This is a genomic window from Rhizobium sp. BR 314, assembly GCF_047445805.1.
Classification (GTDB): domain Bacteria; phylum Pseudomonadota; class Alphaproteobacteria; order Rhizobiales; family Rhizobiaceae; genus Rhizobium; species Rhizobium lusitanum_B.
This window is the reverse complement of record NZ_JARWLA010000015.1, coordinates 101,917-127,027: the sequence shown is the minus strand read 5'-3', so window position 1 is coordinate 127,027 and position 25,111 is coordinate 101,917. Positions and strand designations below refer to the sequence as shown.

Genomic DNA, 25,111 nt, shown 5'->3' with positions numbered 1-25,111 from the left:
CCAGGTCAACGACCCTGAGGCGGGACTTTTCGTTGGAGGCGGCGGATATATGCGCCTTGATCCGTATCCGGCGACGCATCTTCATTTGGATATCTGCAAAGCTTTTTTATATTGCGGGGAGATAGGACTTGAAATAATTTCAAAGTCCTCGTATGTCACCCCCGTTCGCGGCGACGCGAGCATGTGCGGTTGTAGCTCAGTTGGTTAGAGCGCAGGTTTGTGGCACCTGAGGTCGGAGGTTCGAGACCCCCCAACCGTACCATTCAATTCCCACTGAAATTCGATTATTGGTTTTGCTTCAGGCAAAGAAGCCGCGTGCAACGTTGCGTCCGGTCTATGGCGGTGAACGGCCTTCACGCTCGGCAGATCCGTAAACTTTCCTTATTGATACCTATACCGCCCAGAACATGTATCGAGGCGAACCCAGGGCCACCTGACGGAATGCGGGTGAAAATGGCCGGGGCCGAGCCGTTGCGCCCCAGCCATCTCAGTTTACTTCTGGAAGTCGTATCTCATGACGAGCTCGCCATTGATAACATCGTCGGTCAGGCGAAACCCGACATGCTCATAAAGCCGCCGAGCCTTTTCGTTCTCGGGATGCACGCCGAGCACGACGCACGGGCATTGCGGGATCTCCGATATCAGCTCGACGATCTGGATTAGCGCAGCCTTCCCATATCCGCGTCCCTGAAAGCGGCCGTCGATCATGAGGCGATAGATCCAGTAATTGCCGTCGTCGTCATCAAGCGCGTACATGGCAAATCCTACCGGCTCACCTGCCGCTCGGATAACAAGCGGAATGCAGGCAGGATTCTCCTCTGCTTCCTCCAGCGATTCCGCATTGCTGGCCACATAGGATGTTTGGTGATCATGCGGACGCAATGAGAGCACCGGCTGGTAGTCTTCGCGGCTAACCCGCTCAAGGATAATGGCGGCACGATCTGCAGCGTGAGGCTGCCGGTTTTGTTTTGGATGCATTTTTCCAATGGCGCTCGAACGGCGCCCCTATATTCGAGAGAAGTCGGATCGGAAGGCATGCAGAACCCATCACGCGGGCTTTGGTCCCGGGTCGAAAATGAGGAATTGCGATGTGGTTCCGATGTGCGTTGGTCCGGCGGGCCTAGCGCTTGCGGCCTAGCCTGATGCCGGAGCGTGCGATTGAGTGATACGTTTTGAGCATCCGTGCACCTCCCTCGTTTGTTTTGCTTGCAACCATTATGCTATGTTGTCTGTTTTGACAAGCATGACGAGCTTTGATTTCGCCGTGATTCAGGCATGCAGCAGAACGTTCCCGCCCTGCAGCCGCTGCTATCCGGGACGATGAGGGTTACTTCTTGTCTTCCGGCTTCTTCGACACATGGCCAGGCGAGATCGGGTCGCTCGCCGGAAAAGTCTCTTCCAGCGCTTCCTCCAGATAGTCGTCTTGTTCCTTGTGCTCTTTTTCTTCGAGCTTCTGCTGCTTCTTGTCGCTCATCGCTTTGGCTCCCTGATCCTGATTTGAAAATACTAGGCCTCGCCCGCTCATTGTCCAGCATCAGGATGCATGACGGAGCGAAGCGCACATGATGATCCGTCTAGCCACCATGCCGGAATTGGCATGGAACCGTGCCGTCCGCTCATCGTTCTGTTCTTATCAACAACGAGACGCAAGGAGCGGGCCGATGTCTGTACCGAACGAGCCGATCCCCGAGTCGCCTCCGGTCCCGGAGCCTGGCTGGGTGCCGAGGCCGCCGATTGAAGAGCCGGACCCGGATAGCCTGCCGGACGAAATTCCACTTCCCAACCCGGATGAGAACGACGAGCCGCCGAGACAGGAAGGATGGGCAAAAATCCCTACAAAAATATCTGCCGCTCTTCGCTCACAAGCTCCTGCAGGAAGTCGGCAACGGTGCGGACGCGCACTAGGTCACGGGCGCTCTCGTGATAGGTGGTCCAATAGGCGCGCTTGATGGAGACGTCTGGGAGGATGCGCGTCAGCTCCGGAAACTGCCGGGCGATGTAATCATGCAGGATGCCGATGCCGGCACCGGAACGCACCGCTTCGGTCTGGCCGATCGCTGTCGATATTTCGAAGGCTGCGTCCCAGCTGCGCATGATCTCGCCGGAAAAATTCAGGGAGGCGGTGAAGATCAGATCTTCGACATAGCCGATGCGGGGATGCAGCTTCAGCGCCTCGACGCTGTCGGGCAGACCGGCCTGTTCCAGATAGGCCCTCGAGGCATAGAGCCCAAGCGTGTAGTCGGTCAGCTTGGAGGAGACCAGCCGCCCCTGCTCGGGACGCTCCAGCGTGATCGCGATATCGGCCTCGCGTTGCGATAGCGAAAAGGAGCGGGGGACGGGCACGAGCTGGATGCGCAGTTCCGGATAGCGGGCGATCAATCGACCGAGCCTCGGCGCGAGGAAGGAAACGCCGAACCCGTCGGGCGCCCCGATGCGTACGGTGCCGGTAATGACGCTGTCGAGATGGCCGATGCTTGCCTGCGCGCGCAGCATCTCGGTTTCCATGCGCTCGGCCGCGTGCAGGAAAATCTCGCCCTCCGCGGTCAGGTCGCAGCCATTGGTGCGCCGCACCAGCAGCCGCGTCTTCAGGCGTTCCTCCAGCGTCGTCACCCTGCGGGAGAGGGTGGCGTGGTTGACGCCGAGCCGCTTGGAGGCGGCAAGGATCTGCCCTGTACGCGCCACGGCCAGAAACATGCGGACGTCATCCCAATCCATTTGCCCACCCGTTTGCACTTTCAGCGTTTGATCTTGCGCATGTCCTTGTCAMAAAAACCGCCACATTTTTGCGCGACATGCGCCAGGACTTCAATTTTTGCACAACGGTTGCTTATAACAGCTCATTGATTTGTGCAAATTGAAGTGCCATCCTGTAGCCATCGAAGAAAACGAGGAGGCACATCCATGCGTGAGATTGGTCATTTCATCGGCGGCAAGCGCGTCGCCGGCACGAGCGGACGCACCAGCAACGTCTACAATCCAGCAACCGGCGAAGTGCAGGCAACGGTAGCACTCGCCAGCGTCGATGAGCTGCGCGCAGCTGTTGCAAACGCCAAGGCCGCGCAGCCGAAATGGGGGGCCACCAATCCGCAGCGCCGCGCCCGCGTTTTCTTCAAGTTCGTCGAACTGCTGAACCAGAATATGGATGAGCTGGCGACGCTGCTCTCCTCGGAGCATGGCAAGACGGTTGAAGATTCCAAGGGCGATATCATCCGCGGCCTGGAAGTTTGCGAATTCGTCTGCGGCATTCCGCACCTGCAGAAGGGTGAGTTCACCGAAGGCGCAGGCCCTTCGATCGACATGTACTCCATCCGCCAGCCGGTCGGCGTCGGCGCCGGCATCACGCCGTTCAACTTCCCGGGCATGATCCCGATGTGGATGTTTGCGCCTGCGATCGCCTGCGGCAACGCCTTCATCCTGAAGCCATCCGAGCGTGATCCGTCCCTGCCGATCCGCCTGGCCGAACTCATGATCGAAGCCGGTCTCCCGGCAGGCATCCTCAACGTCGTCAACGGTGACAAGACTGCCGTCGACGCCATTCTGACTGAACCGGATATCGCTGCGGTTTCCTTCGTCGGCTCGACGCCGATCGCCCGCTACGTCTATGGTACGGCCGCCATGAACGGCAAGCGCGCCCAGTGCTTCGGCGGCGCCAAGAACCACATGATCATCATGCCCGACGCCGACATGGACCAGGCCGTCAACGCTCTGATGGGCGCCGGTTACGGCTCGGCCGGCGAGCGCTGCATGGCGGTATCGGTCGCGGTTCCGGTCGGCGAAGACACGGCCAACCGTCTCGTTGAAAAGCTGGTTCCGAAGATCGAATCGCTGCGCATCGGCCCCTATACGGACGACAAGGCCGATCTCGGCCCGCTCGTCACTAAGGACGCCTACAACCGCGTTACCGGCCTGATCGACCGTGGCGTCGAAGAAGGCGCCAAACTCGTCGTTGACGGCCGCGGCTTCAAGCTGCAGGGCTATGAAGACGGCTACTTTGTCGGCGGCACGCTGTTCGACCACGTCAAGCCTGACATGGACATCTACAAGACCGAGATCTTCGGGCCAGTTCTGTCCGTCGTCCGTGCCAAGAACTACGAAGAAGCGCTCGAACTGCCGATGAAGCACGAATACGGTAACGGCGTCGCCATCTACACCCGTGACGGCGATGCGGCCCGCGATTTCGCCTCGCGCATCAATATCGGCATGATCGGCGTCAACGTTCCGATCCCGGTTCCGCTTGCCTACCACTCCTTCGGCGGCTGGAAGGCTTCGAGCTTCGGTGATCTCAACCAGCACGGCACGGACTCGATCAAGTTCTGGACGCGCACCAAGACGATCACCGCCCGCTGGCCGTCCGGCATCAAGGATGGTGCCGAATTCGTCATGCCGACGATGAAGTAATCCCTAGCGCCATCGCCAATATCGACCGCCGTCCGGGATATTTCGGGCGGCGGTTTTTTATTGCGTTTGTTTTCGATAGAGTCATCTTGTCTAGGCCGTCGTTTTCGACTAGAACAAAAAGAGAACAACGGGAGGACCAAGATGTCCGCGACCTATCAGATCGACTATCTCGAATTTCCGTCGAAAGACGGCCTGAAGACCCGCCGCTTCTTTGAGGAAGCCTTCGACTGGAGCTTTATCAGCTATGGGCCGACTTACCATGTGATCGAAGCAGCCGGTATCGATGCCGGTATTGACGGAGATGCTGGCGGGGCCGCGGGAGTCCCTCTGCCCGTGGTGCGGACCTCCGACCTCGAGGCGGCACAGCGGGCGGTCGAATTTGCAGGCGGCGTGATAACCCGTCCCGCTTTCGATTTTCCCGGCGGCCGGCGCTTTCATTTCCGCGAGCCGGGCGGCTGCGAAATGGCGGTATGGGTTGCTACGCCCTGAGTGTCCACTAGCCGTCTAGAATGGCGCGCCATCATTTTTCCATTGATCGGTGCCGGTTTTCCTGCTCTCAAGTGCAACGGTAAGGCGAGCGATGTGTAGCGCAGCACATCCCCGGCGATCGATGCCTTTTGGCGCGCTCGGGCATGCTCGCCCTCTTGTGGGTAGGGGATTACAAATATGGCAGCTGTCGAGCAACACGATCCGGCGGGTGGACGCCGCTTTTTCCAGCGGGCTTCCTTCACCGGCAATGCTTCCGAATATTTTGGTATCTGGATCGTCAATATCCTGCTGACCATCATCACCTTTGGCATTTATTCGGCCTGGGCGAAGGTGCGGCGCAATCGCTACTTCTATGGGAATACGGTTCTCCTGGACCACAGTTTCGAATATCACGCCAAGGGCAAGCAGATCCTCATCGGTCGGCTGATCGTGTTCGGCTTTCTCATTGTCATAAATATCTTGTCGCATGCCGCACCGCTGGCGTTGCTGGTGGTCTGGCCCATCATGCTGGTGATATTCCCATGGTTCCTCATGCGCGGCCTCAGGTTCAACGCGCGGGTTACGAGCTACCGCAATGTACGCTTCGATTTCGTAGGCACCTATGGCGGCGCGTTTAAAGCCATCTTCCTCGGTGCCCTGGTGACGGTGGTTTCGGTCGGGCTTCTGTCCCCGATCGCCAGTCGCTGGTTTTATAAATATGTCTTCGACAATCTTCGATATGGTGATCGGCCTTTCGCGATAGAGCCGCGGTTGGGCGCGCTTTACGAGGCACTCATTACCGCAATTGCGATCATACTTGCGGCTGTCGTGGTTTTGGGGTTTTTCAGCGCCGCCATGATCGGTTTCGGCGGAAATTCGATGGGCTGGGGAATGGGCAGCATCAGCCTGTGGCATTGGATGATTGTGCTTGTTTTCCCGATTTACATATTTGCCGGCCTCTACTACCGCGCCGCGGTACGCAACATCATCTGGTCGGCCGCAACGATTGACCGCCGCCATCAGCTCAGAAGTGATCTCGGTCGCCGGCGCTATGCGTGGATCGCGATTTCCAACGTCGTTGTTACCTTGGTAACCCTCGGATTGATGCGCCCCTGGGCGGCCGTACGCATGCAGCGTTTTCTCACCGAGCATACCGCGGTCCATGTCGACGGCGAGATCGGCGTCGTCTTCGATCAAATCCGCTCGACCGGCAGCGCGATCAGCGCGGAATATCTCGATGTCGACGGATTCGACTTTGGCTTCTGAGCCGGAAACGATCGCGACGGGTGTTTGGCATCCGCCGCATTCGAGCCGGGAGGTTCCCGCCCGGCTGCTGGATGTCGGCGGCTCGCTGATTGTGGTGTCGAATGAGGAAGAAGAGGAGAACAGGCGACTCGTCTGGGGCATTCGCTCCGATATCGAGATCAGTCAGCGTGTCGGCTCCGTTCCGCGCCGTATCGTTTTCGGAAATGAATCTGTTTTCGAAACCCGAGATAACGACGCAATCGACACCTATCTGCGGAGCCGTGGAGAGGGGCGCAGCGGCGTTATTCATAGCCTTGAGATCGTGCGTCCAAGGCTGATCGGTTTCGTCCTGGCGGTGCTGGTTCTTGCCTCCGTCATCTATCGCTACGCTTTGCCGGCGTTGGTGGAAGTGGCCGTGCTGGTGACGCCGCCGGTAGTGCCGGAAATGATGTCGGCGGGAACAATGAAGACATTGGACCAAGTCACTTTCAGTTCCAGCAAGGTGTCTGCGGCGGAGCAAACGGAAATCCGCGACGATTTCGCCAGGATAGCTTCAAACGCACAGGGCGGCGCGAACCGCTATCACCTGAATTTCCGCGATGGCGGCCTCATTGGCCCCAACGCTTTCGCACTGCCGGATGGCAATCTCGTTCTCACCGATCAGCTTGTAGAGCTTGCCGGAAGCGACAAGGAGATGATCACTGCCGTGCTCGGCCACGAGATCGGTCATGTCGAATACAAGCACAGTCTCCGCCAACTCTACACTGCTGCGGGTGTTGCCGGTCTAGTGCTTCTGATCGCTGGCGACGTCGGCTCCGGCGTGCAGGATATCCTCACGCAGGGCGGCGGCCTTCTTGCGCTGTCCTACTCCCGGCAAGCCGAGGCCCAGGCCGATCGTCGTTCGGTGGAGTTGATGCGGGCGGCCGGTAAAGATCCAATGGCGCTGTCACGCTTCTTCGATCTGCTCGAGATGAAGCTCAACGATCACGACAAGACGAGCATGCTCTCGACCCATCCGGGCACGCCAGAGCGCAAGCAGGCGATCCTCGACTATGTCCGGGAGCTGGAGGCCAAGGGAAGGCAGCCGAGCGGATAGGAACATTTGGGCCGACGAGATAAGCTGAATATTAATTTCATATTTTGGAATTGTTCAAAACTAAGAAAGCCACTATATACGGTCCAACCCCCTAAGCGGCCTTGATTCCAGGAGATTGGCATGCGTTTGACGAAACAGACCAATTACGCCGTGCGCATGTTGATGTATTGCGCCGCCAATGACGGACACCTGAGCCGTATCCCGGAAATCGCTAGGGCGTACAGCGTATCCGAGCTGTTCCTGTTCAAGATCCTGCAGCCGCTGACCAAGGCGGGGCTCGTCGAAACCGTTCGTGGCCGCAATGGCGGCGTTCGCCTCGGCAAGCCGGCGACCGACATCAGCCTGTTCGACGTAGTCCGCGTTACCGAAGACAGCTTCGCCATGGCGGAATGTTTCGAGGATGGCGTCGTGGAATGTCCGCTGGTCGACAGCTGCGGTCTCAACTCGGCACTGCGCAAGGCACTGAACGCCTTCTTCGACGTGCTGACGCAATATTCCATCGACGATCTCGTCAAGGCCCGCCCGCAGATCAATTTCCTGCTCGGCCTGACCGATCAGGATCACCGGGCAATCGCCAAGAAGCCTTCGGTCGCCGCTCCCGCTGCCTGATTCTGCTTCGAGTTGCAGAGCGCTTTCCATCCGTGGTTGCCACCGGCAGCCGCGGATTTTTGTTTTTTGAGGCCCGTACGGCGGCCTTGGATGATCTGCATCTCGCCACGAGAAAGCATGAAATCGTCCTGAATCTGATAAAATCACGCAAAAATCTGGCAGAAAATTACCAATTCAGAGGTTTTTTCGGCCGAAAATTTCCAAACTCGGAAAATTGGAAAAAATTTAGGCGGGGCTTGTTGCTTTCAAACATAAAATAAAGTTCCATCGGCGCGATCCGAATGGGAACCTCTGGGGTATCCACGGCTTCAAAAGAATAACAAATCTGGGAAACGATATCATGAAAAAGATTTCTGCCCTGCTGGCAGTGACAGCCTTGGCTTCGGTCATGGCAACGTCCGCCTGGTCGAAAACACTTGTCTATTGCTCGGAAAGCTCGCCGGAAGGCTTCGATCCGGGAATGTATACGGGAGGCAATACATTCGACGCCTCTTCGCGTACCGTTTACAGCCGCCTCGTCGAATTCAAGCACGGCAGCACCGAGGTCGAGCCGGGCCTCGCAGAGAGCTGGACCGTTTCCCCCGACGGCAAGGAATACACGTTCAAACTCCGCAAGGGCGTGAAGTTCCAGTCGAACGACTATTTCAAGCCGACGCGTGATCTCAACGCCGACGACGTCATTTTCTCGATCGGCCGCCAGCTCACGGCTGACAATCCGTGGGCAAAGTATGTTGCCGGCGGTTCCTACGAATATGCCGAAGGCATGGGCTTCCCGAAACTCATCAAGTCCATCGACAAGGTTGATGACCTCACCGTCAAGTTCGTCCTGAACCGTCCGGAAGCACCGTTCATCGCCGACCTCGCAATGGACTTCGCTTCGATCCTCTCGAAAGAATATGCAGACAAGCTGCAGGCCGACAAGAAGCTGGAGCAGATGAACCAGCAGCCGCTCGGCACTGGCCCGTTTGCCTTCGTTGCCTATCAGCCGGATGCTGTCATCCGCTACAAGGCAAACGAAACCTACTTCAAGGGTAAGGAAAAGATCGACGATCTCGTCTTTGCAATCACGCCGGACGCATCCGTTCGCGCGCAGAAGCTGAAGTCCGGCGAATGCAACATCATGCCGTACCCGAATGCGGCTGACATCAAGGACCTCAAGGCCGACAAGAACCTCAAGGTTCTCGAACAGGCCGGTCTGAACGTTTCCTACCTCGCCTACAACACGCTGGTTGCTCCCTTCGACAAGGTCGAAGTGCGCAAGGCGCTCAACATGGCTGTCAACAAGCAGGCCATCGTCGACGCCGTGTTCCAGGGCTCGGCCAAGGTTGCGACGAACCCGATCCCGCCGACCATGTGGTCCTACAACAAGGAAGTGAAGGACGACGCCTTCAATCCGGAAGAAGCCAAGAAGCTGCTTGAAAAGGCTGGCGTCAAGGATCTCAGCATGAAGATCTGGGCTATGCCGGTTTCGCGTCCGTACATGCTGAACGCGCGCCGTGCTGCCGAGCTGATGCAGGCAGACCTTGCCAAGATCGGCGTCAAGGCCGAGATCGTCACCTATGACTGGGCGCAGTATCTGAAGCTCTCCTCCGCCAAGGACCGCGACGGTGCGGCCATCCTCGGCTGGACCGGCGACAACGGCGACCCGGACAACTTCCTTGATACGCTCCTCGGTTGCGATGCTGTCGGCGGCAACAACCGCGCGCAGTGGTGCAACAAGGAATTCGATACCCTGGTGAAGAAGGCCAAGCAGACGGCTGACGTCAAGGAGCGCACCAAGCTCTACGAAGAAGCCCAGGTTATCTTCAAGCGTGAAGCACCGTGGATGACCATCGACCATTCGGAAGAGTTCATCCCGATGACGAAGAACGTCTCCGGCTACCATCAGGACCCGGTTGGCGTTCACCGCTTCGATGGCGTCGATATCGCCGAATAACGAAAAATCTGTGAGAATGCCCGGCTAGGACCGGGCGACCCGGCGGTCAGACACTCTGTCTGACCGCCGGAAAAATTTGGACAACTGTCATGTTGCGATTTCTTTTCAGCCGCCTTGCGGTGTTGATCCCGACATTCCTTGGCGTGTCGATCGTTGCCTTTTCTTTCATTCGCCTGCTTCCTGGCGATCCCGTGATGCTGCTGTCGGGCGAGCGCGTCATGTCGCCGGAACGCCACGCGCAGATCTCGCATGATCTCGGCTACGACCAGCCGATGGTCGTTCAGTACGGCAAATACGTCTGGAACGCCTTGCAAGGCGACCTCGGCACCTCGATCACCACCAAGCGTGACGTGCTGACGGACTTCCTGACCTTCTTCCCGGCCACGCTCGAATTGTCGATCTGTGCGATGATCCTGGCGATCTGTCTTGGTATCCCGGCCGGTGTTTTCGCCGCCGTCAAGCGAGGGACCTGGTTCGACCAGAGCGTCATGGGTGTCGCCCTTGTCGGCTATTCAATGCCGATCTTCTGGTGGGGCCTGCTGCTGATTATCGTTTTCAACGGCTATCTTCACTGGACGCCGGTTTCGGGCCGCATCGGCCTCATCTATTTCTTCAAGCCGATCACCGGCTTCATGCTGATCGACAGCCTTCTGTCCGGTCAGAAGGGTGCCTTCTGGTCCGCCTTCAATTCGCTGATCCTGCCGACGATCGTGCTTGGCACCATCCCGCTCGCCGTCATCGCGCGCCAGACGCGCTCCGCCATGCTCGAAGTGCTCGGTGAAGATTATGTGCGCACGGCGCGCTCCAAGGGTCTTTCGCCTCTGCGCGTCGTATCCGTGCATGCGCTGCGCAACGCCATGATCCCCGTCGTCACCACGATCGGCCTGCAGGTCGGGGTGCTGCTCGGCGGTGCGATCTTGACGGAGAGCATCTTCTCCTGGCCGGGCATCGGCAAATGGATGATCGATGCAGTCTTCAAGCGCGACTATCCGGTGGTGCAGGGCGGCCTGCTTCTGATCGCGGGCATCGTCATGCTCGTCAATCTCGCTGTCGACTTGCTCTACGGCTTCGTCAATCCACGCATTCGTCACTAGGAGCGGTCCATGAGCACGGTAAGCGTCAAATCCGACCGTCCTTCCGCTCTCGCGGAGTTCTGGTATTACTTCTCCCGCAACAAAGGGGCCGTCATCGGCCTTGCGATCTTCCTCTTCGTTCTGTTCCTGGCGATCTTCGCCAGCTTCGTAGCCCCGCATAATCCCGATGTCGCCTATGGCAGCGACATGCAGCGCCTACCGCCGGCATGGGTACAAGGCAGCAACAGCAGCTTCCTCCTCGGCACCGATGCCAACGGCCGCGATCTGCTGTCGCGCCTCATCTATGGCACGCGCTTCTCGCTGTTCATCGGTCTCGTCGTTGCCTCGCTTTCGGCGCTCGCCGGCGTTCTGATCGGCCTCGTCGCCGGCTACGTGCGTGGCCGCACCGATACGATCATCATGCGTGTCATGGACATCATTCTCGCTGTCCCCTCGCTGCTGCTTGCCCTCGTGCTGGTTGCGATCCTCGGGCCGGGCCTGACCAATGCGATGATCGCGATCTCCATCGTCAATCAGCCGCATTTCGTCCGCCTGACACGCGCCTCCGTCATGACCGAGCGCGACAAGGAATATGTCATTGCCTCGCGCGTCGCCGGTGCCGGATCGCTGCGGCTAATGTTCAAGACCATCCTGCCGAATTGCCTGGGGCCGTTGATCGTGCAGGGTACGCTGGCCTTCTCGGCCGCCATTCTCGACGCCGCAGCACTCGGCTTCCTCGGCCAGGGCGCTCAGCCGCCGACGCCGGAATGGGGCACCATGCTCGCGGACTCGCGTGAATTCTTCCAGAGCAACCCTTGGCTCGTTACTTTCCCCGGTCTCTGCATCCTGATCACGGTTCTCGCCATCAATCTGATGGGCGACGGCCTGCGCGATGCGTTCGACCCGAAGCTGAAGAGGTCGTAATGGCACTCCTCGATATTGAAAACCTATCCGTTGAATTCCAGACCTCGTCCGGCCTGTTCCGGGCGGTGGATGGCGTCTCGCTGACGTGCGACAAGGGAGAAATCCTCTCGATCGTCGGCGAATCCGGCTCCGGCAAGTCGGTCTCCATGCTCGCCATGATGGGACTTCTGCCATGGACGGCAAAGATCACCGCCGACCGCATGATGTTCGACGGCAAGGACCTGCGCGGCATCTCCGCGCGTCAGCGCCGCAAGATCATCGGCAAGGACATGGCGATGATCTTCCAGGAGCCCATGTCGAGCCTCAATCCGTGCTTCACGGTCGGCTTCCAGCTCGGTGAGACCCTGCGTATCCATATGGGCCTCGACCGCAAGGCGCGCCGCGAACGCTCGATCGAGCTTCTGAAACTCGTCGGCATTCCGGCGCCCGAGGATCGCCTGTCGAACTTCCCGCACCAGATGTCGGGCGGCATGAGCCAGCGCGTGATGATCGCCATGGCGCTCGCCTGCAATCCGAAGCTCCTGATCGCCGACGAGCCGACCACCGCGCTCGACGTGACCATCCAGGCGCAGATCCTCGATCTGCTCGTGCGCCTGCAGCGGGAGCAGGGCATGGCTCTCGTGCTCATCACCCATGACATGGGCGTCGTCGCAGAGACAGCGGAGCGCGTGCAGGTGCAGTATGCCGGCCAGAAGGTCGAGGAGCAGCCGGTCAAGGAACTGTTCCGCGATCCGCATCACCCCTATACGGCGGCACTCCTCTCGGCTCTGCCTGAGCGCGCCGAAGTCGGCGAGCGTCTGCCGTCGATCGCGGGTGTCGTTCCTGGCCAGCACGATCGGCCGACGGGCTGTCTCTTTGCGCCCCGTTGTTCCTTCGCCACGCCGGAATGCGACAAGGGCGTCACGCGACAGGGCGCTGAGCTCGGCCTGACCCTTTGCAACTATCCGCTGGAACATGGCAAGCCGCTCGGTCATCCCGGCATTGCCGCCACGCAAGCAGCAGGAGGTGCCGCATGACCGGCGCTGTTCTCGAGGGGCGCGATCTCGCCCGCTTCTACACCATCAAGCGCGGCAGCTTCAAACCGGAGGCGACCGTCAAGGCGCTGAACGGTGTCAGCTTCAGCCTGCAGTCGGGCCGCACGCTCGCGGTCGTTGGCGAATCCGGTTGCGGCAAGTCGACGCTCGCCCGCTTGGTGACGATGATCGAAAATCCGACATCGGGCGAATTGCTGATCGATGGCCAGCCGGCCAAGCTTGGCGATCGCAGCCTGCGCAGCGCGGTGCAGATCGTGTTCCAGAATCCCTATGGTTCGCTCAATCCGCGCCAGAAGGTCGGCTCCATTCTGGAAGAACCGCTGAAGATCAACACCGATGACGATGCTGCCACCCGCCGCCGTAAGGCTGAGGAAATGATGGCACGCGTCGGCCTGCGTCCGGAACATTACGACCGCTATCCGCACATGTTCTCAGGCGGCCAGCGTCAGCGTATCGCCATTGCGCGCGCTCTGATGCTGCGGCCGAAGGTGCTGGTGCTCGATGAGCCGGTTTCCGCGCTCGACCTGTCGATCCAGGCGCAGGTTCTGAACCTTTTGATGGACCTGCAGAAGGAGATGGGCCTTGCCTATCTCTTCATATCGCACGGCCTTTCCGTCGTCCGCCATATCGCTGACGACGTGATGGTGATGTATCTCGGCCGCCCGGTCGAAACCGGTACCGCCGAAGAGGTGTTCAGCCGTCCGCGCCATCCCTATACGGCAGCGCTTCTGTCGGCGACGCCGATCGCCGATCCGGACCGCGAGAAGAACCGCATCCGCCTGCAGGGCGAGTTGCCGTCGCCGCTCAACCCTCCGACCGGCTGCCACTTCAATCCGCGTTGCTGGCGCGCTCAGGACAAATGCCGGCAGACGGCGCCGGAGCTGGCGGGCGAAGACTCGCACAAATTTTCCTGTTTCTTTCCCCTGGATTGATCCAAGTTGCGAATCGGGCACGGCTGGCAAAGCGACCATGCCCGATTCAGTTCAATCATTCCGGACAGGCCCGATGCAGGATAATCAGGATACTCCTCTCGCCATCATCGTGATGGGCGTGAGCGGCAGCGGTAAATCCTCGATCGGCGAGGGTGTCGCAGCCAGGCTCGGCATTCACTTCATTGAAGGCGATGCGCTGCATCCGGCGGCCAATGTCGAGAAGATGAGCAAGGGCATTCCGCTCACCGACGAGGATCGCTGGCCCTGGCTCGAAAAGATCGGCCAGGAGATCGCCGCAAGCCTGGCCAAGGGGGAAGGCATTGCCGTTTCCTGCTCGGCGCTGAAGCGGACCTACCGCGAGCGGTTGCGAGCGTCCGCCGGCGGCCATCTCTATTTCATTTATCTCCACGGCTCGAAGGAGCTGCTGACGAAGCGCATGGGCGAGCGCAAGGGACATTTCATGCCCGCCTCGCTGCTCGAAAGCCAGCTGCAGACGCTGGAAGTGCCGACCGGCGAACCCGGCGTCGTAACCGTCGACATCGATGATACGGTCGCGGCGATCGTCGATGCCTCCGTCAGGAATCTCAAGGCTATTCTCTAGAACTGAAGCTTACGGCGCAAACCGGTTTGGGCTGTAGGCTGAGATGTCGATGAGCGGCTTCTCGCCGGTGATGAGTTCGGCAAGCACGCGGCCGGTTACTGGGCCGAGCGTCAGCCCATGATGGGCGTGGCCGAACGCGAACCACAGGCCGTTGTGCCGCGGCGCCTTTCCGATGATCGGCATCATGTCCGGCGTGCAGGGGCGGGCGCCCATCCACGGCTCAGGATCGAGCCTTTCGCCAAGCGGGAAGGCGGCGCGCGCAAGCGCCTCGGCGCGGGCGAGCTGTACCGGCGTTTTCGGCGCATCGCGCCGCGCGAATTCGGCGCCGGTGGTCAGCCGGATGCCGCGGCTCATCGGTGCCAGCAGATAGCCGCTTTCGGCATCCGCCATCCAGTTGTTGAGGACGGCATTGCCTTCGGTGGCATAGTGCATGTGATAGCCGCGCTTCACACCGAGCGGGAAGGCATAACCGAAGCGTTTCGTGACCAGATCGGCCCAGGGACCGAGCGCGACGACAACATCTTCCGCTTCGATGGATCCCTCAGCCGTCACCATTCTCCAGGCAGATCCTGACATGCCGAGCGAAACGGCATCGCCCGTCGTTACGCGGCCGCCGATGCTCTCGAAGTAACGGCGATAGGCTGATATCAGTCCGTGCGGATCAAGCACCGACCACGGGTCGCGCCATCGCAGGGCGCCAGAAAAATTGCCCCTCAGATGCGGCTCCGCCGTCGCAATCTCCGCGCTGCTCAGAGCCTCGTAGCCGATACCGAATTCGCGGTTGAGGCGTTCCGCCTCGGCAAATTCCGCATCGCGCTTCTCGTTCGAACGGTAGAGCTCCAGCCAACCGTCCTTGCGAATGAGGTCTTCGGCATGCGCGGCTTCGATAAGGTCGCGATGTTCGCTGATGGAGTGTTCGATCAAAGGCGCATAGGCGCGCGAGATCATCTGATGGCGCTTGGTATTCGAATTCCACCAGTAGCGGGCCAGGAAGGCGAGCTGTGAGGGCAGGGCGCGCAGATGATAATGCGCATCGACGCGATTGTTGAGGGCATAGCGGAGTAGCAGGCCGAGTTGCTGCGGAAAACCATAGGGTACTACGCCCTCGCGCTGGATGAGGCCGGCATTGCCGAAGGACGTCTCTCGACCGGGTTCTTTGCGGTCAACGAGGACGACCTGGCGCCCCCGCCGCTGCAGATGGATTGCCGTCGAAACGCCGACGATGCCGGCGCCGAGAACGATTGCGTCCTTTGTCATTTTGTCCTGCTATTCGCATATTCGTTGCATGGTAGCGCGGCCCAGCCGAAGGTTGGCTACCATTGCGTGAACAGCGCTCTAAGCATCGAAAATGCCTGCCAAATTTCGATGGTGCAAACGAAAAATGTAGTCAGGTCACAGTCTGTTTCAGACAGGCGTTTTCGGCGCGAATACGGATCGCAAGAATGATACCGTTCAAGAGCGAGAAGAGCACTGCGTAGAGCGGCAAGCCGAAGCAAAGCGGCAGCACGGCGATCTCGCCGGCGACAACAGCATAATTGGGATGGCTGAGGAAACGATAGGGACCTCCCTCCACGAGAGGGGCATACGGCAGGATGATGATCCGGGTCGTCCAACGTTCCTTCAGCGTTGCCAGAACCCAGAGACGCAGCCCCTGCAGCAACATGAACAGAAGAAGCCAGCCAAGCACGACCGGTCTGCCGATCGCCAGCAACCACAATCCGAACAGCCACGCCGCATGCATCGCCACCATCAGGGGATAGTGTTCGGATGCGCATTCCCTGCCGCCGCGGGCCAGAAGGGCAACGGTGTTGCGCCTGGCATAGACCAGCTCCGCCAAACGTTGCAGCGTTACGAAGCTCAAGAGTGCGATCGAGGGCCACAGCATCACGAAACCCTCTTCAGCGTGATGCAGCTTGCTGAGAAGCCGGGGCCAAGGGCAAGCAGCGCTGAAAGTCGCGGCAGGCCTGCCGCGATCGTCCGTTCGAGGACGAACAGCACCGTCGGCGAAGACATGTTGCCGTAGTCGCCGATAACCTCCCGCTCGATATCGAGGGACCCTTCATTCAGGTCGAGGGCCGTCTCCAGTGCCGCCAGTACCTTCGCTCCACCGGGATGACAGATGAAGCGGTCGATGTCGGATATCAAGAGCCCGGCTCGCTCGAGGATACCGGCGACCGCGCCTCTCAAATGCGTCTCCGCAAAGGTAGGCAGTGATTGCTCCAGCACGATACCGAAGCCCGTGTCGTCGATCTTCCAGCCCATGATGCCGAGACTGTCGGGGAAGAGGTGTTCGCCCGTCGATACGATTTCGGCGATGCCGCCGTCCCCGGTGCGTAGCACGCAGGCCGCGGCGCCGTCGCCGAACAGCGCCGTCGCGATGATGTTGGGCCGTGTCAGTTCGTCCAGGCGAAAGGCAAGCGAACAGAGCTCGATCGCAACGAAGAGCACGACGGCGCCGGGCCGGCTCTTTGCCATCTTCGTCGCGATGGCAAGACCGGAGATGCCTGCCGCGCAGCCAAGCCCAAAGATCGGTACGCGCTCGATATCGCAGCGGAAACCCATCTCTCCGGCCAGCCGCGCTTCGAGGCTCGGCGTCGCTAGCCCGGTCGATGAGGCCGTGACGATGCAATCGACTTCTCCGGCGTCAATGCCGGCGCGTTGCAGCGCAGAGGTTGCGGTCCGGCGGAAAAGCTCGGATGCGACCTCCGCGTAAGCGCCCATGCGATCCTGCCAGCCATGCGGCTCTTCGAACCAGGAAAGCGGCCGCGCCAGATGGCGCTTGCGAATGCCGGTGCTCTCGAACACGCGGGCGAGATATTTGAAGTCCTGAAATCGATCCGAGAACAGCCGGCTTGCCGTCTCGGCGGCGTCCGTCTGGAGGATGATGTTGTCGGGCGTCGCCACGGCGAGGCTTAAAAGTTTGACGGTATCGGTCACGGGCGTCTCCTGTGGCCCTTCGAGGGCACTCTGTGGAAACACGCGATGGCACCGGCTTATTCGGTGCCGCAGCAGTCACGAAAGAGTGACGGTTCCCCCTGCGCCGCTCGCGCGAAAATATTGCGCGGCGTGCCGAATAAAGTTGGCAGACGGTGTGTTCTCCACCCGCAACGTTCATTTGCCAAGGAGACATTCCATGAAGACCAATAGATTCCGCCTGGCTGCCATCACGATCGGTGTCGGCCTGGCCGTTGGCGCCTTCGCCATTCCGGCATTTGCAGCCGGCAATGATTCAAGCACGACGCCGACCTGCAAGAAGGGAGAAATCTACGACCAGAAGAGCCAGAAATGCGTGAAGCAGCAGGGCGCAAACGTCACCGACGAAAATCGCGCCGACTACGCCTATTCACTGGCTAAGAAGGATCATCGCTACCAGGAAGCTCTCGCAGTTCTGGACACGATGAAGAACCCGAACACGGCCGAGGCCCTGAACTATCGCGGCTATGCCACCCGCAAGCTCGGCCGTACGGATGAGGGTATCTCCTACTACACCAAGTCCGTCGCCATGGATCCGAAATATACGCTGGTGCGCGAATATCTCGGCGAAGCCTATGTCATCAAGGGTCGGATGGATCTCGCCAAGGATCAGTTGAATACGATCAAGGCACTCTGCGGCAACACGACCTGCGAGGAATATCGCGACCTTCACGCCGCCATCCTGAACCCCTCCAGCATGTGATGACGATGTGAGGGCAATCATGAAGGCGATAAGCAGGGAGCTTTGCGAAGGCTATGGGAATGATGCCGGTCGCTCGTACCGCGATTTCTGCTTATAGTCGGACTGGATCGGAGCCGCCGAAAAGATCGGCGGCTCTCCGGAAAGCGGATGTGGCGGAGGATGTCATAGCGAGCGAAGACGATATCAGGATGGGCTTGTCCCAGCATCTGGCGCGGCTATGGCGTTACGGTGTGGTGCTGTCGCGCCAGCGTGATGTTGCCGACGATCTCGTGCAGGCGACCTGCGTCAGGGCCTTGGAACGGGCGTCGCAGTTCACTGCGGGCACACGGCTGGATCGCTGGCTGTTCGCCATCCTCCACTCGATATGGCTGAACGAGGTTCGCTCGCGGCGCGTGCGCATGGGGCAGGGCTTCGTCGATGCCGACGAGACGCTCGTGTTCGACGGCGCACTGGAGACCGAAACGCATATTCTCGCCGGGCAGGTGCTGCAGCGCGTGCAGGCGCTGCCGGAAGCACAGCGCACGGCGGTCTTCCTCGCTTACGTCGAGGGGCTTTCCTACCGCGAAGTGGCCGAGATCCTGGAGGTGCCGATCGGAACGGTGATGAGCCGGCTGGCGGCCGCACGGACGAAGCTTGCGGAAAGCATGGGGGCAGTAGCCGGAGGGATGTCTTCCGATGGCGGGCGACTGGGGAATAGAAATGAGTGAGTTGAGCAAAGCACAAATGCCTACGGACGAGCAGTTCACCGCCTTCATCGATGGCGAGCTTGAGGATGCCGACCGTGAATGGATCGAACGGTTGATCGCCGACGATGCGCGTGTGGCGGAGCGTTTTGAGTTTCTGTCGCGCAGCGCGCTGCCATTCGCTGATGCATTCGAGCCCGTGCTCGCCCAAGCGCCGGCAGCAAGGCTAGAAGCCATGCTCGCCACAATTTCATCGGCCGAAAAACTTAACGCCAGCGCCGCCGGCATCGGTCGTCGCGGCTTCCTGGCCGCAATCGCCGCAAGCTTCGTAGCCGCCATTGCCATCGATCGCGGCGTGATCGCGGTCAACCGCCAGCTCTCGAAACCCGATGAAGACAGCGAATGGCGCGCTGCGGTGGCGGAATACCTCTCGCTTTATACGGTGGATACGCTAAACGCCCCAGCGGGTGATCATGCACAACAGGTTGCGCAGCTTGACGACGTCGGCAATAAGCTCGGCCTTTCGCTGGCGCCGGAAGCCGTCGCCATGCCCGGCATCGATTTCAAACGTGCCCAGATCCTGAACTATGACAGCAAGCCCCTGGCTCAGATCGCCTATCTCGACCCGGAAAGCGGGCCGATGGCGCTGTGTATCGTTCGCTCCGCCAATGGCGCGGCTGCACCGGGCTCGGAAAGCCGCCGAGGCATGAACGTCGTCTATTGGTCGAGCGCCACGCATGCCTTCATGCTGATCGGCCACGCGCCGATCGATCGGATACAGCAACTTGCAGCTGATATCAGGTCGCGCCTGGTCGCCTGACGGCTGTTTGGCGCGCGGCTAAAATGGCGTGATTCAAAAAGAATTTGGCGAAAACCCATCCTGCTGGTATTCTTTGCCCAACGAAAATCGAACGAGTGCCAGCAGCATGCCTTAAGGGCCTTGCGCGGCGCGGTGGAAAAGATACGTGAGTGACCCCGACAGCGGCTCAGCGCCGCAGGCAAACGGGGCGTCAGCAGTAGAGCGCAGGAAGGATAAATCCTCCCGGCGCGCGAAGCGTAAGCGCGGCCATGGTCGCCCGAACGCTCATTCTGCGGAGGCCAGTCAGGCAGGCAAGTCCAGCCAGGCGGCGATGCGCCCAGTGGAAGATGAAGCCGGTTCTCCGGCCAAAAAGCGTAAGCGCCGACGCCGTGCGCGCGGTGGAGCACAAGGTGATGCGCAATCTTCCCCCCAGACACAGCACCCTTCATCAACGACCGAGCATCGCACTGCGGCGGATCATGGCCATCGGTCATCGCACAAGAGCGGCAAGAATAGGCGCAAGCATCGCAGCAAGCGTGGCCTGCAGGGCCGGCCGCTGGCGCATGAAAAAACCGCGCAATTCGTCGCTCCCACAAGTACATTAGCGAACGCGCAAGCGCCGGCTCACGACGATCACCGGCAGGTTAGGCAATCGCAGCCGCGACGTGAAGGTCAGGGCCAGCATCATCATGCCGAGGCCGATTCCCGTCCGCTCGACCTCTATGCTGCGCTCGATCTCGGTACCAACAACTGCCGACTGCTGATCGCACAGCCGACACGTCCCGGCCAGTTCCGGGTCGTCGATGCATTTTCCCGCATCGTGCGTCTCGGCGAAGGACTTGGCGCCAGCGGCCGCCTCTCGGGCGACGCCATGGATCGGGCTGTCGAAGCCTTGCGGATTTGCGCCGCCAAGCTGAAGACACGCGAAATCCGCCGTATGCGGCTGATCGCGACCGAGGCTTGCCGCGCGGCCGACAACGGCGAAGCTTTCCTCGAACGCGTTACCGCCGAAACCGGGCTGCAGCTGGAGATCATCGATCGCGAAACCGAGGCGCGGCTTGCCGTTTCGGGCTGCTCGTCGCTGGTGGGACCGGAAGCGCGCTCGGTCGTGCTGTTCGACATCGGCGGCGGCTCCTCCGAAATCGCCGTGATCCGTATCGGCGAAAATCGTTCCAGCCGCCTTGCCAATCATATCACCCATTGGACCTCGCTGCCTGTCGGCGTCGTGACCCTGTCCGAACGGCATGGCGGCCGAGACGTCACGCCGGAGCTGTTCGAGACGATGGTGTGCGAAGTTCAGCGCATGCTGGAGCGTTTCGATTGCCCGCCCGTGCAGGGGGCTGCGCGCGACAGCGCCGACTTCCATTTGATCGGCACATCTGGCACGGTGACGACGCTTGCCGGCGTCCATCTCGATCTGCCGCGCTACGATCGGCGCCGGGTAGACGGCGTCTGGTTGTCGGATGATGAAGTGAGCGCGATGCAGGCCAAGCTGCTGTCCTGGGATTTTGCCGGCCGAGCCGCCAATCCCTGCATCGGCCCGGATCGTGCCGATCTGGTTCTGGCGGGCTGCGCCATTCTGGAGGCGATCCGCCGCCGCTGGCCGAGCCCGCGCATGCGCGTCGCGGATCGCGGTCTGCGCGAGGGATTGCTGACTGACATGATGGCGGATGACGGCGTTTGGCGGCGGGGCCGCTCGCGCAGGGGGCATCGACCGAGGGATACGAAGGGGCCGCAGACGTGACCAAGCCAACCATCGCCGGCAACCGCACGGGCCGCAAGCTCGGCCAGCGCGTCAAGAAAAAGAAGCTGAAGGCCTCGTCGCGGCAATGGCTGCAGCGGCACATCAACGATCCCTATGTGCAGCGCGCCCAGCTGGAAGGCTATCGCGCTCGCGCGGCCTTCAAGCTGCTGGAGATCGACGAGAAGCATCAGATCCTGAAGGGTGCGCGCCGCATCATCGATCTGGGCGCTGCGCCGGGCAGCTGGTCGCAGATCGCCGCCAAGGTGACCGAATCGACCGAAGACGATATCCGCGTCGCCGCAATCGACTTCCTGGAAATGGCGCCCATTCCGGGCGTGACGATCCTGCAGCTCGACTTCCTCGATCCGGAAGCGCCGCAGCGGCTGATCGATGCCGTTGGCGGCACGCCCGATCTCGTCATCTCTGATATGGCGGCGCCGACGACAGGCCATCACCGCACCGATCACCTGCGCACCATGCATCTTTGCGAAGTTGCCGCGCATTTCGCCGTCGAAGTGCTGGGAGAGGGCGGGCATTTCCTTGCCAAGACCTTCCAGGGCGGCACGGAGCGCGATCTGCTGACCTTCCTCAAGCAGAATTTCCGTCAGGTCATCCATGTGAAGCCTGGCGCATCCAGAGCCGAATCGGTCGAAATGTTCCTGCTGGCGAAGGGCTTCAAGGGACGCAAGGCCGAAGAGGAAGCCGCGGAGGCTTGATCTGACTGACTTTTTCGTTGGATGATGCCGCTTCCCAAGGCATCATGGACGATCAAGATTCAATCATGTTTCTCTACATAACGCTCGGTTCCAACGACATTACTCGCTCGCGCGGTTTTTACGACGCGGTCCTGCTCACGCTCGGCTATCAGTGCCTGCGCGAATCGGATGAGGAAATCGGCTATGCCAGCGAAGGCGATACGCGCTGTCGGCTCTGGGTGGTCAAGCCCTATGACCAGAGAGCGGCAACCATCGGCAATGGTTCCATGGTTGCCTTGAATGCCGAAAGCCGCGCTGCTGTCGATGCTTTCCATGCCGCGGCGCTCGCTAGCGGCGGCACCGATGCGGGAAAGCCGGGCCTGCGCTCCTTCCACGCCAATTTCTATGCCGCCTATGTCCGTGACCCCGACGGCAACAAGTTGAGTGCCGTCTGCGAAAGGCCGGAATAGGCTTCGATCGCGCCCAAACGCCTGCCGGATGCGTCACTTGGCGACCGGCTGCTGCACCTGCGGCTCAAGGCCTGCGATGCGCTTGAGGCCGGCCTTGTGGCCCGAAACCATGGCGCCGGCGCTACGATCCATCCGGATGAAGGGAATGGTGGCGAGCACCGTCAGCACCGAGATACAGAAGAAGGCGGCATGAAAGTCGCGAACCTGCAGTTCGGCCCCGCTGAAGAAGGTCGAGGTCTCGAGGATCATCGCTGCAACGGCGACGCCGAGCGCCAGGCTGATCTGCTGCATGACGGAACTCATGGATGTCGCCTGGCTGGCCTGCCTGTCGCTGATATCGGCGAAGGCGAGCGCGTTGATGCCGGTGAAGAAGAAAGAGCGCGAGAAGCCGCCGATCAGCAATATCGCGACGATGATAAGGTGCGAGGTCCACGGCTGGAAAAAACCGGTGCAGATCGTCGTGACCGTTGTAACGGCGGCGGCCGAAAGCAGCGCCGTCTTGAAGCCGACGGCGGTAAAGACGCGGCGAGCGATGAACTTGGTGGTGATCGCGCCGATCGCGCCGGCAAAGGTGATGAGGCCGGACTGGAACGGATTGAGGCCGAAACCGAGCTGCAGCATCAGCGGCGTCAGAAAGGGCATGGCGCCGATACAGATGCGGAAGAGCGTGCCGCCAGTCACTGAGGCGCGGAAGGTGGCATTCCCCAACAATGACAGGTCCAGGATCGGTGCCGGATGGCGGCGCGCATGGCCGATGTAGAGGATGCCGCAGATGGCACCAATGACGACGGCAGAGATGCCGATATAGGGCGGCAAGGCGGGCAGGCTGATGACGGACATGCCGAAGACGATGCCGGATGCGGCAAAGGACGTCAGCAGGAAGCCTATGATATCGAGCTTCGGCGGCATGGTCGCTTCCACATCCGGCAGAAAGATCGAAGCGAGGATGACGCCGAGGATGCCGACCGGCACGTTGATGAGGAAGATCCAGTGCCAGGAGGCATAGGTGGTGATGAAGCCGCCGAGCGGCGGCCCGGCAAGCGGGCCGACGAGCGCCGGAATGGACAGCAGCGCCATGGCCGAGACCAGATCGCTCTTCTGTGTAGTGCGTACCAGCACGAGGCGCCCGACCGGCGTCATCATCGAGCCGCCAACGCCCTGCAGGAAGCGGGCGAAGACGAATTCCAAGAGGCCGCCGGAAAAAGCGCACATGATGGAGCCGATGACGAAGACGCAGATGGCGACGCGGAAGATGTTCTTGGCACCGAACCGATCCGCCATCCAGCCGCTGATCGGGATGAATACGGCCAGCGACACCATGTAGGAGGTCAGCGCCAGCTTGAGCGTGATCGGGCCGACATGGAGATCGTTGGCGATGGCCGGCAGCGCCGTCGCGATGACGGTGGAATCCATCTGTTCCATGAAAAGGGCAACGGCGAGGATCAATGGAACGATGCGATTCATAGGCATCTGCCTTGATAGGTCTGTCTCGGGAAGGCTGCCGCTTGAGCGCGGTCAGCCGCTCTGTAGTCCTATGCGCGGCTGCTGCCAATCCCGGATTCTGCTCGATGAAGGCTTGGGGATCACGTCTTCGTGATATCGCTTGCCATAGGGTCGGAATGCAGGATTTGACATATGCTAAGAGCATGTAAATGCTAAACGCATAAAACGTTGCCCGGTGTATTAGCGAATTTGGGTTGGCTTGTCATGACCAAATTTCGGTCTAGCGCAAAGCTCTATCGAGCTGCAGCCGCCGGCGACGACGATAGGCGCAGCTTACGTTGCGCATCTACACAAGGAGTAAGATCGTGACGGCTGTCCCGCCCCTAGACATGCATCAGTTCAAATTGGGATCCTGTACCATCACCGTCGTCAAGGACGGTGCCAGCATCATGGAGAATCCGTGGGAGATCTTCGGTTTGAACCAGGCACCGAATATCGTTCGCAAATTGCTGGAACAGAGAATTTCCTGCCCACAGAGAAGCTGATGAACAGCTACGCGCCAGCGATCATCGATACCGGCTCAGATGTGATCGTCGTCGATACGGGCTTTGGTGCAGCCGGTCGCGCGCGCGGCCTCGGCCGTTTCCGCGAGGGGCTGAAGGCTGCGGGCTATGCGCCGGAGCAGGTCACCGTCGTTGCTCTCACGCATCTGCACGGCGATCATATCGGCGGCCTGATGGAGGAGGGCGCTCCGGCCTTTCCGAATGCTCGCTATGCCACGAGCGAGATCGAATACGCGTTCTGGACGGACAAGGCGTGTGAGGGAACGCCAGCCGAAGGCGGTCACAAGGCAGTGCTCGCCAATGTCGCACCCTTTGCCGAAAAGATGACTTTCCTGAAGGACGGCGACCCTATCGTCAGCGGCATGACCGCCATGCTGGCTCCCGGTCACACACCCGGCCATCTCGTCTTTCATCTCGAATCGGACGGCAAGCAGCTCGTCATGACTGGTGACACCGCCAATCACTATGTCCTGTCGCTTGGTCGCCCGGACTGGGAGGTCCGCTTCGATGTCGATAAGGCCCAAGCTGCCAAGACCCGCCGGCGCATCTTCGACATGATCGCCGCCGACCGCATTCCCTTCCTCGGTTTCCACATGCCTTTCCCCGCCGTCGGCTTTGTCGAAAAGCAGGCGGAAGGCTTCCGCTATGTTCCGAAGACCTACCAGTTCGACCTTTAGGGCAGATCGCTCGGCCTAGTCCCGATCAGCCATGGTTGGCTAAAT

Annotated in this window: 24 protein-coding genes, 1 tRNA gene and 1 pseudogene; 19 read left to right on the top strand and 7 right to left on the bottom strand. The window is 60.4% G+C overall.

Features of this window, described 5'->3' with window-relative positions:
* The first annotated feature begins 185 nt into the window (after nucleotides 1-185).
* Nucleotides 186-262, top strand: a tRNA-His gene (locus QD461_RS19675).
* A 230-nt stretch (nucleotides 263-492) separates the two neighbouring features.
* Here QD461_RS19675 and QD461_RS19670 read toward each other — a convergent pair.
* The 3 genes from QD461_RS19670 to QD461_RS19660 all read right to left on the bottom strand — a co-directional run bounded on the left by QD461_RS19670 (nucleotide 493) and on the right by QD461_RS19660 (nucleotide 2,715).
* Entirely contained in the window at nucleotides 493-978 is a 486-nt protein-coding gene (locus QD461_RS19670) for a GNAT family N-acetyltransferase (protein ID WP_414089254.1), read from the bottom strand.
* Nucleotides 979-1,327: 349 nt separating this feature from the next.
* Entirely contained in the window at nucleotides 1,328-1,474 is a 147-nt protein-coding gene (locus tag QD461_RS19665; protein WP_184700631.1) for a hypothetical protein, read from the bottom strand.
* Nucleotides 1,475-1,833: 359 nt separating this feature from the next.
* Nucleotides 1,834-2,715, bottom strand: a complete 882-nt coding sequence (locus QD461_RS19660; protein ID WP_184700633.1) for a LysR family transcriptional regulator — start codon at nucleotides 2,713-2,715, stop codon at nucleotides 1,834-1,836.
* 186 nt (nucleotides 2,716-2,901) lie between these two features.
* Here QD461_RS19660 and QD461_RS19655 point away from each other — a divergent pair, with 186 nt between their 5' ends.
* From QD461_RS19655 to QD461_RS19605, 11 genes are all read left to right on the top strand, one after another.
* Complete coding sequence (locus tag QD461_RS19655) at nucleotides 2,902-4,398, top strand: CoA-acylating methylmalonate-semialdehyde dehydrogenase (RefSeq protein ID WP_414089253.1); 1,497 nt, start codon at nucleotides 2,902-2,904, stop codon at nucleotides 4,396-4,398.
* Nucleotides 4,399-4,539: 141 nt separating this feature from the next.
* Nucleotides 4,540-4,887, top strand: coding sequence for a VOC family protein (locus tag QD461_RS19650; RefSeq protein WP_414089252.1), 348 nt, complete (start codon nucleotides 4,540-4,542; stop codon nucleotides 4,885-4,887).
* Between the two features lie 177 nt (nucleotides 4,888-5,064).
* The gene (locus QD461_RS19645; protein ID WP_414089251.1) at nucleotides 5,065-6,132 is read left to right on the top strand and encodes a YjgN family protein; all 1,068 of its coding nucleotides are present in this window, start codon (nucleotides 5,065-5,067) and stop codon (nucleotides 6,130-6,132) included.
* Nucleotides 6,104-7,207 carry a M48 family metallopeptidase gene (locus QD461_RS19640; RefSeq protein ID WP_414089250.1) on the top strand — a complete coding sequence of 368 codons (1,104 nt, stop codon included), beginning with the start codon at nucleotides 6,104-6,106 and terminating at the stop codon, nucleotides 7,205-7,207. The genes QD461_RS19645 and QD461_RS19640 overlap by 29 nt, the downstream gene beginning before the upstream one ends.
* 120 nt (nucleotides 7,208-7,327) lie before the next feature.
* On the top strand, nucleotides 7,328-7,816 hold the full coding sequence (gene rirA, locus QD461_RS19635; protein ID WP_184700643.1) for an iron-responsive transcriptional regulator RirA: 489 nt from the start codon (nucleotides 7,328-7,330) through the stop codon (nucleotides 7,814-7,816).
* 340 nt (nucleotides 7,817-8,156) lie between these two features.
* A complete protein-coding gene (locus QD461_RS19630) occupies nucleotides 8,157-9,752 on the top strand; it encodes an ABC transporter substrate-binding protein (protein ID WP_414089249.1) in 1,596 nt (531 codons plus the stop codon).
* 89 nt (nucleotides 9,753-9,841) lie between these two features.
* Nucleotides 9,842-10,846: an ABC transporter permease subunit gene (locus QD461_RS19625; RefSeq protein ID WP_414089248.1), complete on the top strand. Its 1,005-nt coding sequence runs from the start codon at nucleotides 9,842-9,844 to the stop codon at nucleotides 10,844-10,846.
* Between the two features lie 9 nt (nucleotides 10,847-10,855).
* The gene (locus QD461_RS19620; RefSeq protein WP_414089247.1) at nucleotides 10,856-11,749 is read left to right on the top strand and encodes an ABC transporter permease subunit; all 894 of its coding nucleotides are present in this window, start codon (nucleotides 10,856-10,858) and stop codon (nucleotides 11,747-11,749) included.
* Nucleotides 11,749-12,765, top strand: coding sequence for an ABC transporter ATP-binding protein (locus QD461_RS19615; protein WP_414089246.1), 1,017 nt, complete (start codon nucleotides 11,749-11,751; stop codon nucleotides 12,763-12,765). Before QD461_RS19620 ends, QD461_RS19615 begins: the two co-directional genes overlap by 1 nt.
* A complete protein-coding gene (locus QD461_RS19610) occupies nucleotides 12,762-13,715 on the top strand; it encodes a peptide ABC transporter ATP-binding protein (protein WP_414089245.1) in 954 nt (317 codons plus the stop codon). Before QD461_RS19615 ends, QD461_RS19610 begins: the two co-directional genes overlap by 4 nt.
* Before the next feature lie 73 nt (nucleotides 13,716-13,788).
* Complete coding sequence (locus tag QD461_RS19605) at nucleotides 13,789-14,316, top strand: gluconokinase (protein WP_414089244.1); 528 nt, start codon at nucleotides 13,789-13,791, stop codon at nucleotides 14,314-14,316.
* A 9-nt stretch (nucleotides 14,317-14,325) separates the two neighbouring features.
* On the opposite strand, the gene QD461_RS19600 is transcribed toward QD461_RS19605, so the two are convergent.
* From QD461_RS19600 to QD461_RS19590, 3 genes are all read right to left on the bottom strand, one after another.
* Nucleotides 14,326-15,573 (bottom strand): NAD(P)/FAD-dependent oxidoreductase, encoded by a 1,248-nt coding sequence (locus QD461_RS19600; RefSeq protein WP_414089243.1) that lies wholly within the window; start codon nucleotides 15,571-15,573, stop codon nucleotides 14,326-14,328.
* 130 nt (nucleotides 15,574-15,703) lie between these two features.
* Nucleotides 15,704-16,201 (bottom strand): isoprenylcysteine carboxyl methyltransferase family protein, encoded by a 498-nt coding sequence (locus QD461_RS19595; protein ID WP_414089286.1) that lies wholly within the window; start codon nucleotides 16,199-16,201, stop codon nucleotides 15,704-15,706.
* Nucleotides 16,201-17,253, bottom strand: a complete 1,053-nt coding sequence (locus tag QD461_RS19590; RefSeq protein ID WP_414089242.1) for a type III polyketide synthase — start codon at nucleotides 17,251-17,253, stop codon at nucleotides 16,201-16,203. The genes QD461_RS19595 and QD461_RS19590 overlap by 1 nt, the downstream gene beginning before the upstream one ends.
* 196 nt (nucleotides 17,254-17,449) lie before the next feature.
* On the opposite strand from QD461_RS19590, the gene QD461_RS19585 reads away from it, so the two are divergent.
* From QD461_RS19585 to QD461_RS19560, 6 genes are all read left to right on the top strand, one after another.
* Entirely contained in the window at nucleotides 17,450-17,992 is a 543-nt protein-coding gene (locus QD461_RS19585) for a tetratricopeptide repeat protein (protein WP_184700661.1), read from the top strand.
* A gap of 62 nt (nucleotides 17,993-18,054) precedes the next feature.
* Nucleotides 18,055-18,699 (top strand): RNA polymerase sigma factor, encoded by a 645-nt coding sequence (locus QD461_RS19580; protein ID WP_414089285.1) that lies wholly within the window; start codon nucleotides 18,055-18,057, stop codon nucleotides 18,697-18,699.
* Nucleotides 18,692-19,495 (top strand): anti-sigma factor family protein, encoded by an 804-nt coding sequence (locus QD461_RS19575; protein ID WP_414089241.1) that lies wholly within the window; start codon nucleotides 18,692-18,694, stop codon nucleotides 19,493-19,495. The genes QD461_RS19580 and QD461_RS19575 overlap by 8 nt, the downstream gene beginning before the upstream one ends.
* Nucleotides 19,496-19,640: 145 nt before the next feature.
* Nucleotides 19,641-21,218: a Ppx/GppA phosphatase family protein gene (locus QD461_RS19570; RefSeq protein ID WP_414089240.1), complete on the top strand. Its 1,578-nt coding sequence runs from the start codon at nucleotides 19,641-19,643 to the stop codon at nucleotides 21,216-21,218.
* On the top strand, nucleotides 21,215-21,934 hold the full coding sequence (locus QD461_RS19565; protein WP_184700666.1) for an RlmE family RNA methyltransferase: 720 nt from the start codon (nucleotides 21,215-21,217) through the stop codon (nucleotides 21,932-21,934). Before QD461_RS19570 ends, QD461_RS19565 begins: the two co-directional genes overlap by 4 nt.
* Nucleotides 21,935-21,999: 65 nt before the next feature.
* Nucleotides 22,000-22,383 carry a VOC family protein gene (locus tag QD461_RS19560; RefSeq protein ID WP_414089239.1) on the top strand — a complete coding sequence of 128 codons (384 nt, stop codon included), beginning with the start codon at nucleotides 22,000-22,002 and terminating at the stop codon, nucleotides 22,381-22,383.
* Between the two features lie 33 nt (nucleotides 22,384-22,416).
* Here QD461_RS19560 and QD461_RS19555 read toward each other — a convergent pair whose 3' ends face one another.
* A complete protein-coding gene (locus QD461_RS19555; protein WP_414089238.1) occupies nucleotides 22,417-23,847 on the bottom strand; it encodes a DHA2 family efflux MFS transporter permease subunit in 1,431 nt (476 codons plus the stop codon).
* A 368-nt stretch (nucleotides 23,848-24,215) separates the two neighbouring features.
* Between QD461_RS19555 and QD461_RS19550 the strand changes: the two are divergent.
* A pseudogene (locus QD461_RS19550) lies at nucleotides 24,216-25,066 on the top strand (MBL fold metallo-hydrolase).
* Nucleotides 25,067-25,111 lie beyond the last annotated feature (45 nt).

Excerpts from the sequence above, each read along its gene's own strand:
- QD461_RS19670 (WP_414089254.1), bottom strand. The coding sequence starts at position 978 with ATGCATCCAAAACAAAACCGGCAGCCTCACGCTGCAGATCGTGCCGCC.
- QD461_RS19665 (WP_184700631.1), bottom strand. The coding sequence starts at position 1,474 with ATGAGCGACAAGAAGCAGCAGAAGCTCGAAGAAAAAGAGCACAAGGAA.
- QD461_RS19660 (WP_184700633.1), bottom strand. The coding sequence starts at position 2,715 with ATGGATTGGGATGACGTCCGCATGTTTCTGGCCGTGGCGCGTACAGGG.
- QD461_RS19655 (WP_414089253.1), top strand. The coding sequence starts at position 2,902 with ATGCGTGAGATTGGTCATTTCATCGGCGGCAAGCGCGTCGCCGGCACG.
- QD461_RS19650 (WP_414089252.1), top strand. The coding sequence starts at position 4,540 with ATGTCCGCGACCTATCAGATCGACTATCTCGAATTTCCGTCGAAAGAC.
- QD461_RS19645 (WP_414089251.1), top strand. The coding sequence starts at position 5,065 with ATGGCAGCTGTCGAGCAACACGATCCGGCGGGTGGACGCCGCTTTTTC.
- QD461_RS19640 (WP_414089250.1), top strand. The coding sequence starts at position 6,104 with ATGTCGACGGATTCGACTTTGGCTTCTGAGCCGGAAACGATCGCGACG.
- rirA (WP_184700643.1), top strand. The coding sequence starts at position 7,328 with ATGCGTTTGACGAAACAGACCAATTACGCCGTGCGCATGTTGATGTAT.
- QD461_RS19630 (WP_414089249.1), top strand. The coding sequence starts at position 8,157 with ATGAAAAAGATTTCTGCCCTGCTGGCAGTGACAGCCTTGGCTTCGGTC.
- QD461_RS19625 (WP_414089248.1), top strand. The coding sequence starts at position 9,842 with ATGTTGCGATTTCTTTTCAGCCGCCTTGCGGTGTTGATCCCGACATTC.
- QD461_RS19620 (WP_414089247.1), top strand. The coding sequence starts at position 10,856 with ATGAGCACGGTAAGCGTCAAATCCGACCGTCCTTCCGCTCTCGCGGAG.
- QD461_RS19615 (WP_414089246.1), top strand. The coding sequence starts at position 11,749 with ATGGCACTCCTCGATATTGAAAACCTATCCGTTGAATTCCAGACCTCG.
- QD461_RS19610 (WP_414089245.1), top strand. The coding sequence starts at position 12,762 with ATGACCGGCGCTGTTCTCGAGGGGCGCGATCTCGCCCGCTTCTACACC.
- QD461_RS19605 (WP_414089244.1), top strand. The coding sequence starts at position 13,789 with ATGCAGGATAATCAGGATACTCCTCTCGCCATCATCGTGATGGGCGTG.
- QD461_RS19600 (WP_414089243.1), bottom strand. The coding sequence starts at position 15,573 with ATGACAAAGGACGCAATCGTTCTCGGCGCCGGCATCGTCGGCGTTTCG.
- QD461_RS19595 (WP_414089286.1), bottom strand. The coding sequence starts at position 16,201 with ATGCTGTGGCCCTCGATCGCACTCTTGAGCTTCGTAACGCTGCAACGT.
- QD461_RS19585 (WP_184700661.1), top strand. The coding sequence starts at position 17,450 with ATGAAGACCAATAGATTCCGCCTGGCTGCCATCACGATCGGTGTCGGC.
- QD461_RS19580 (WP_414089285.1), top strand. The coding sequence starts at position 18,055 with ATGCCGGTCGCTCGTACCGCGATTTCTGCTTATAGTCGGACTGGATCG.
- QD461_RS19575 (WP_414089241.1), top strand. The coding sequence starts at position 18,692 with ATGAGTGAGTTGAGCAAAGCACAAATGCCTACGGACGAGCAGTTCACC.
- QD461_RS19560 (WP_414089239.1), top strand. The coding sequence starts at position 22,000 with ATGTTTCTCTACATAACGCTCGGTTCCAACGACATTACTCGCTCGCGC.
- QD461_RS19555 (WP_414089238.1), bottom strand. The coding sequence starts at position 23,847 with ATGAATCGCATCGTTCCATTGATCCTCGCCGTTGCCCTTTTCATGGAA.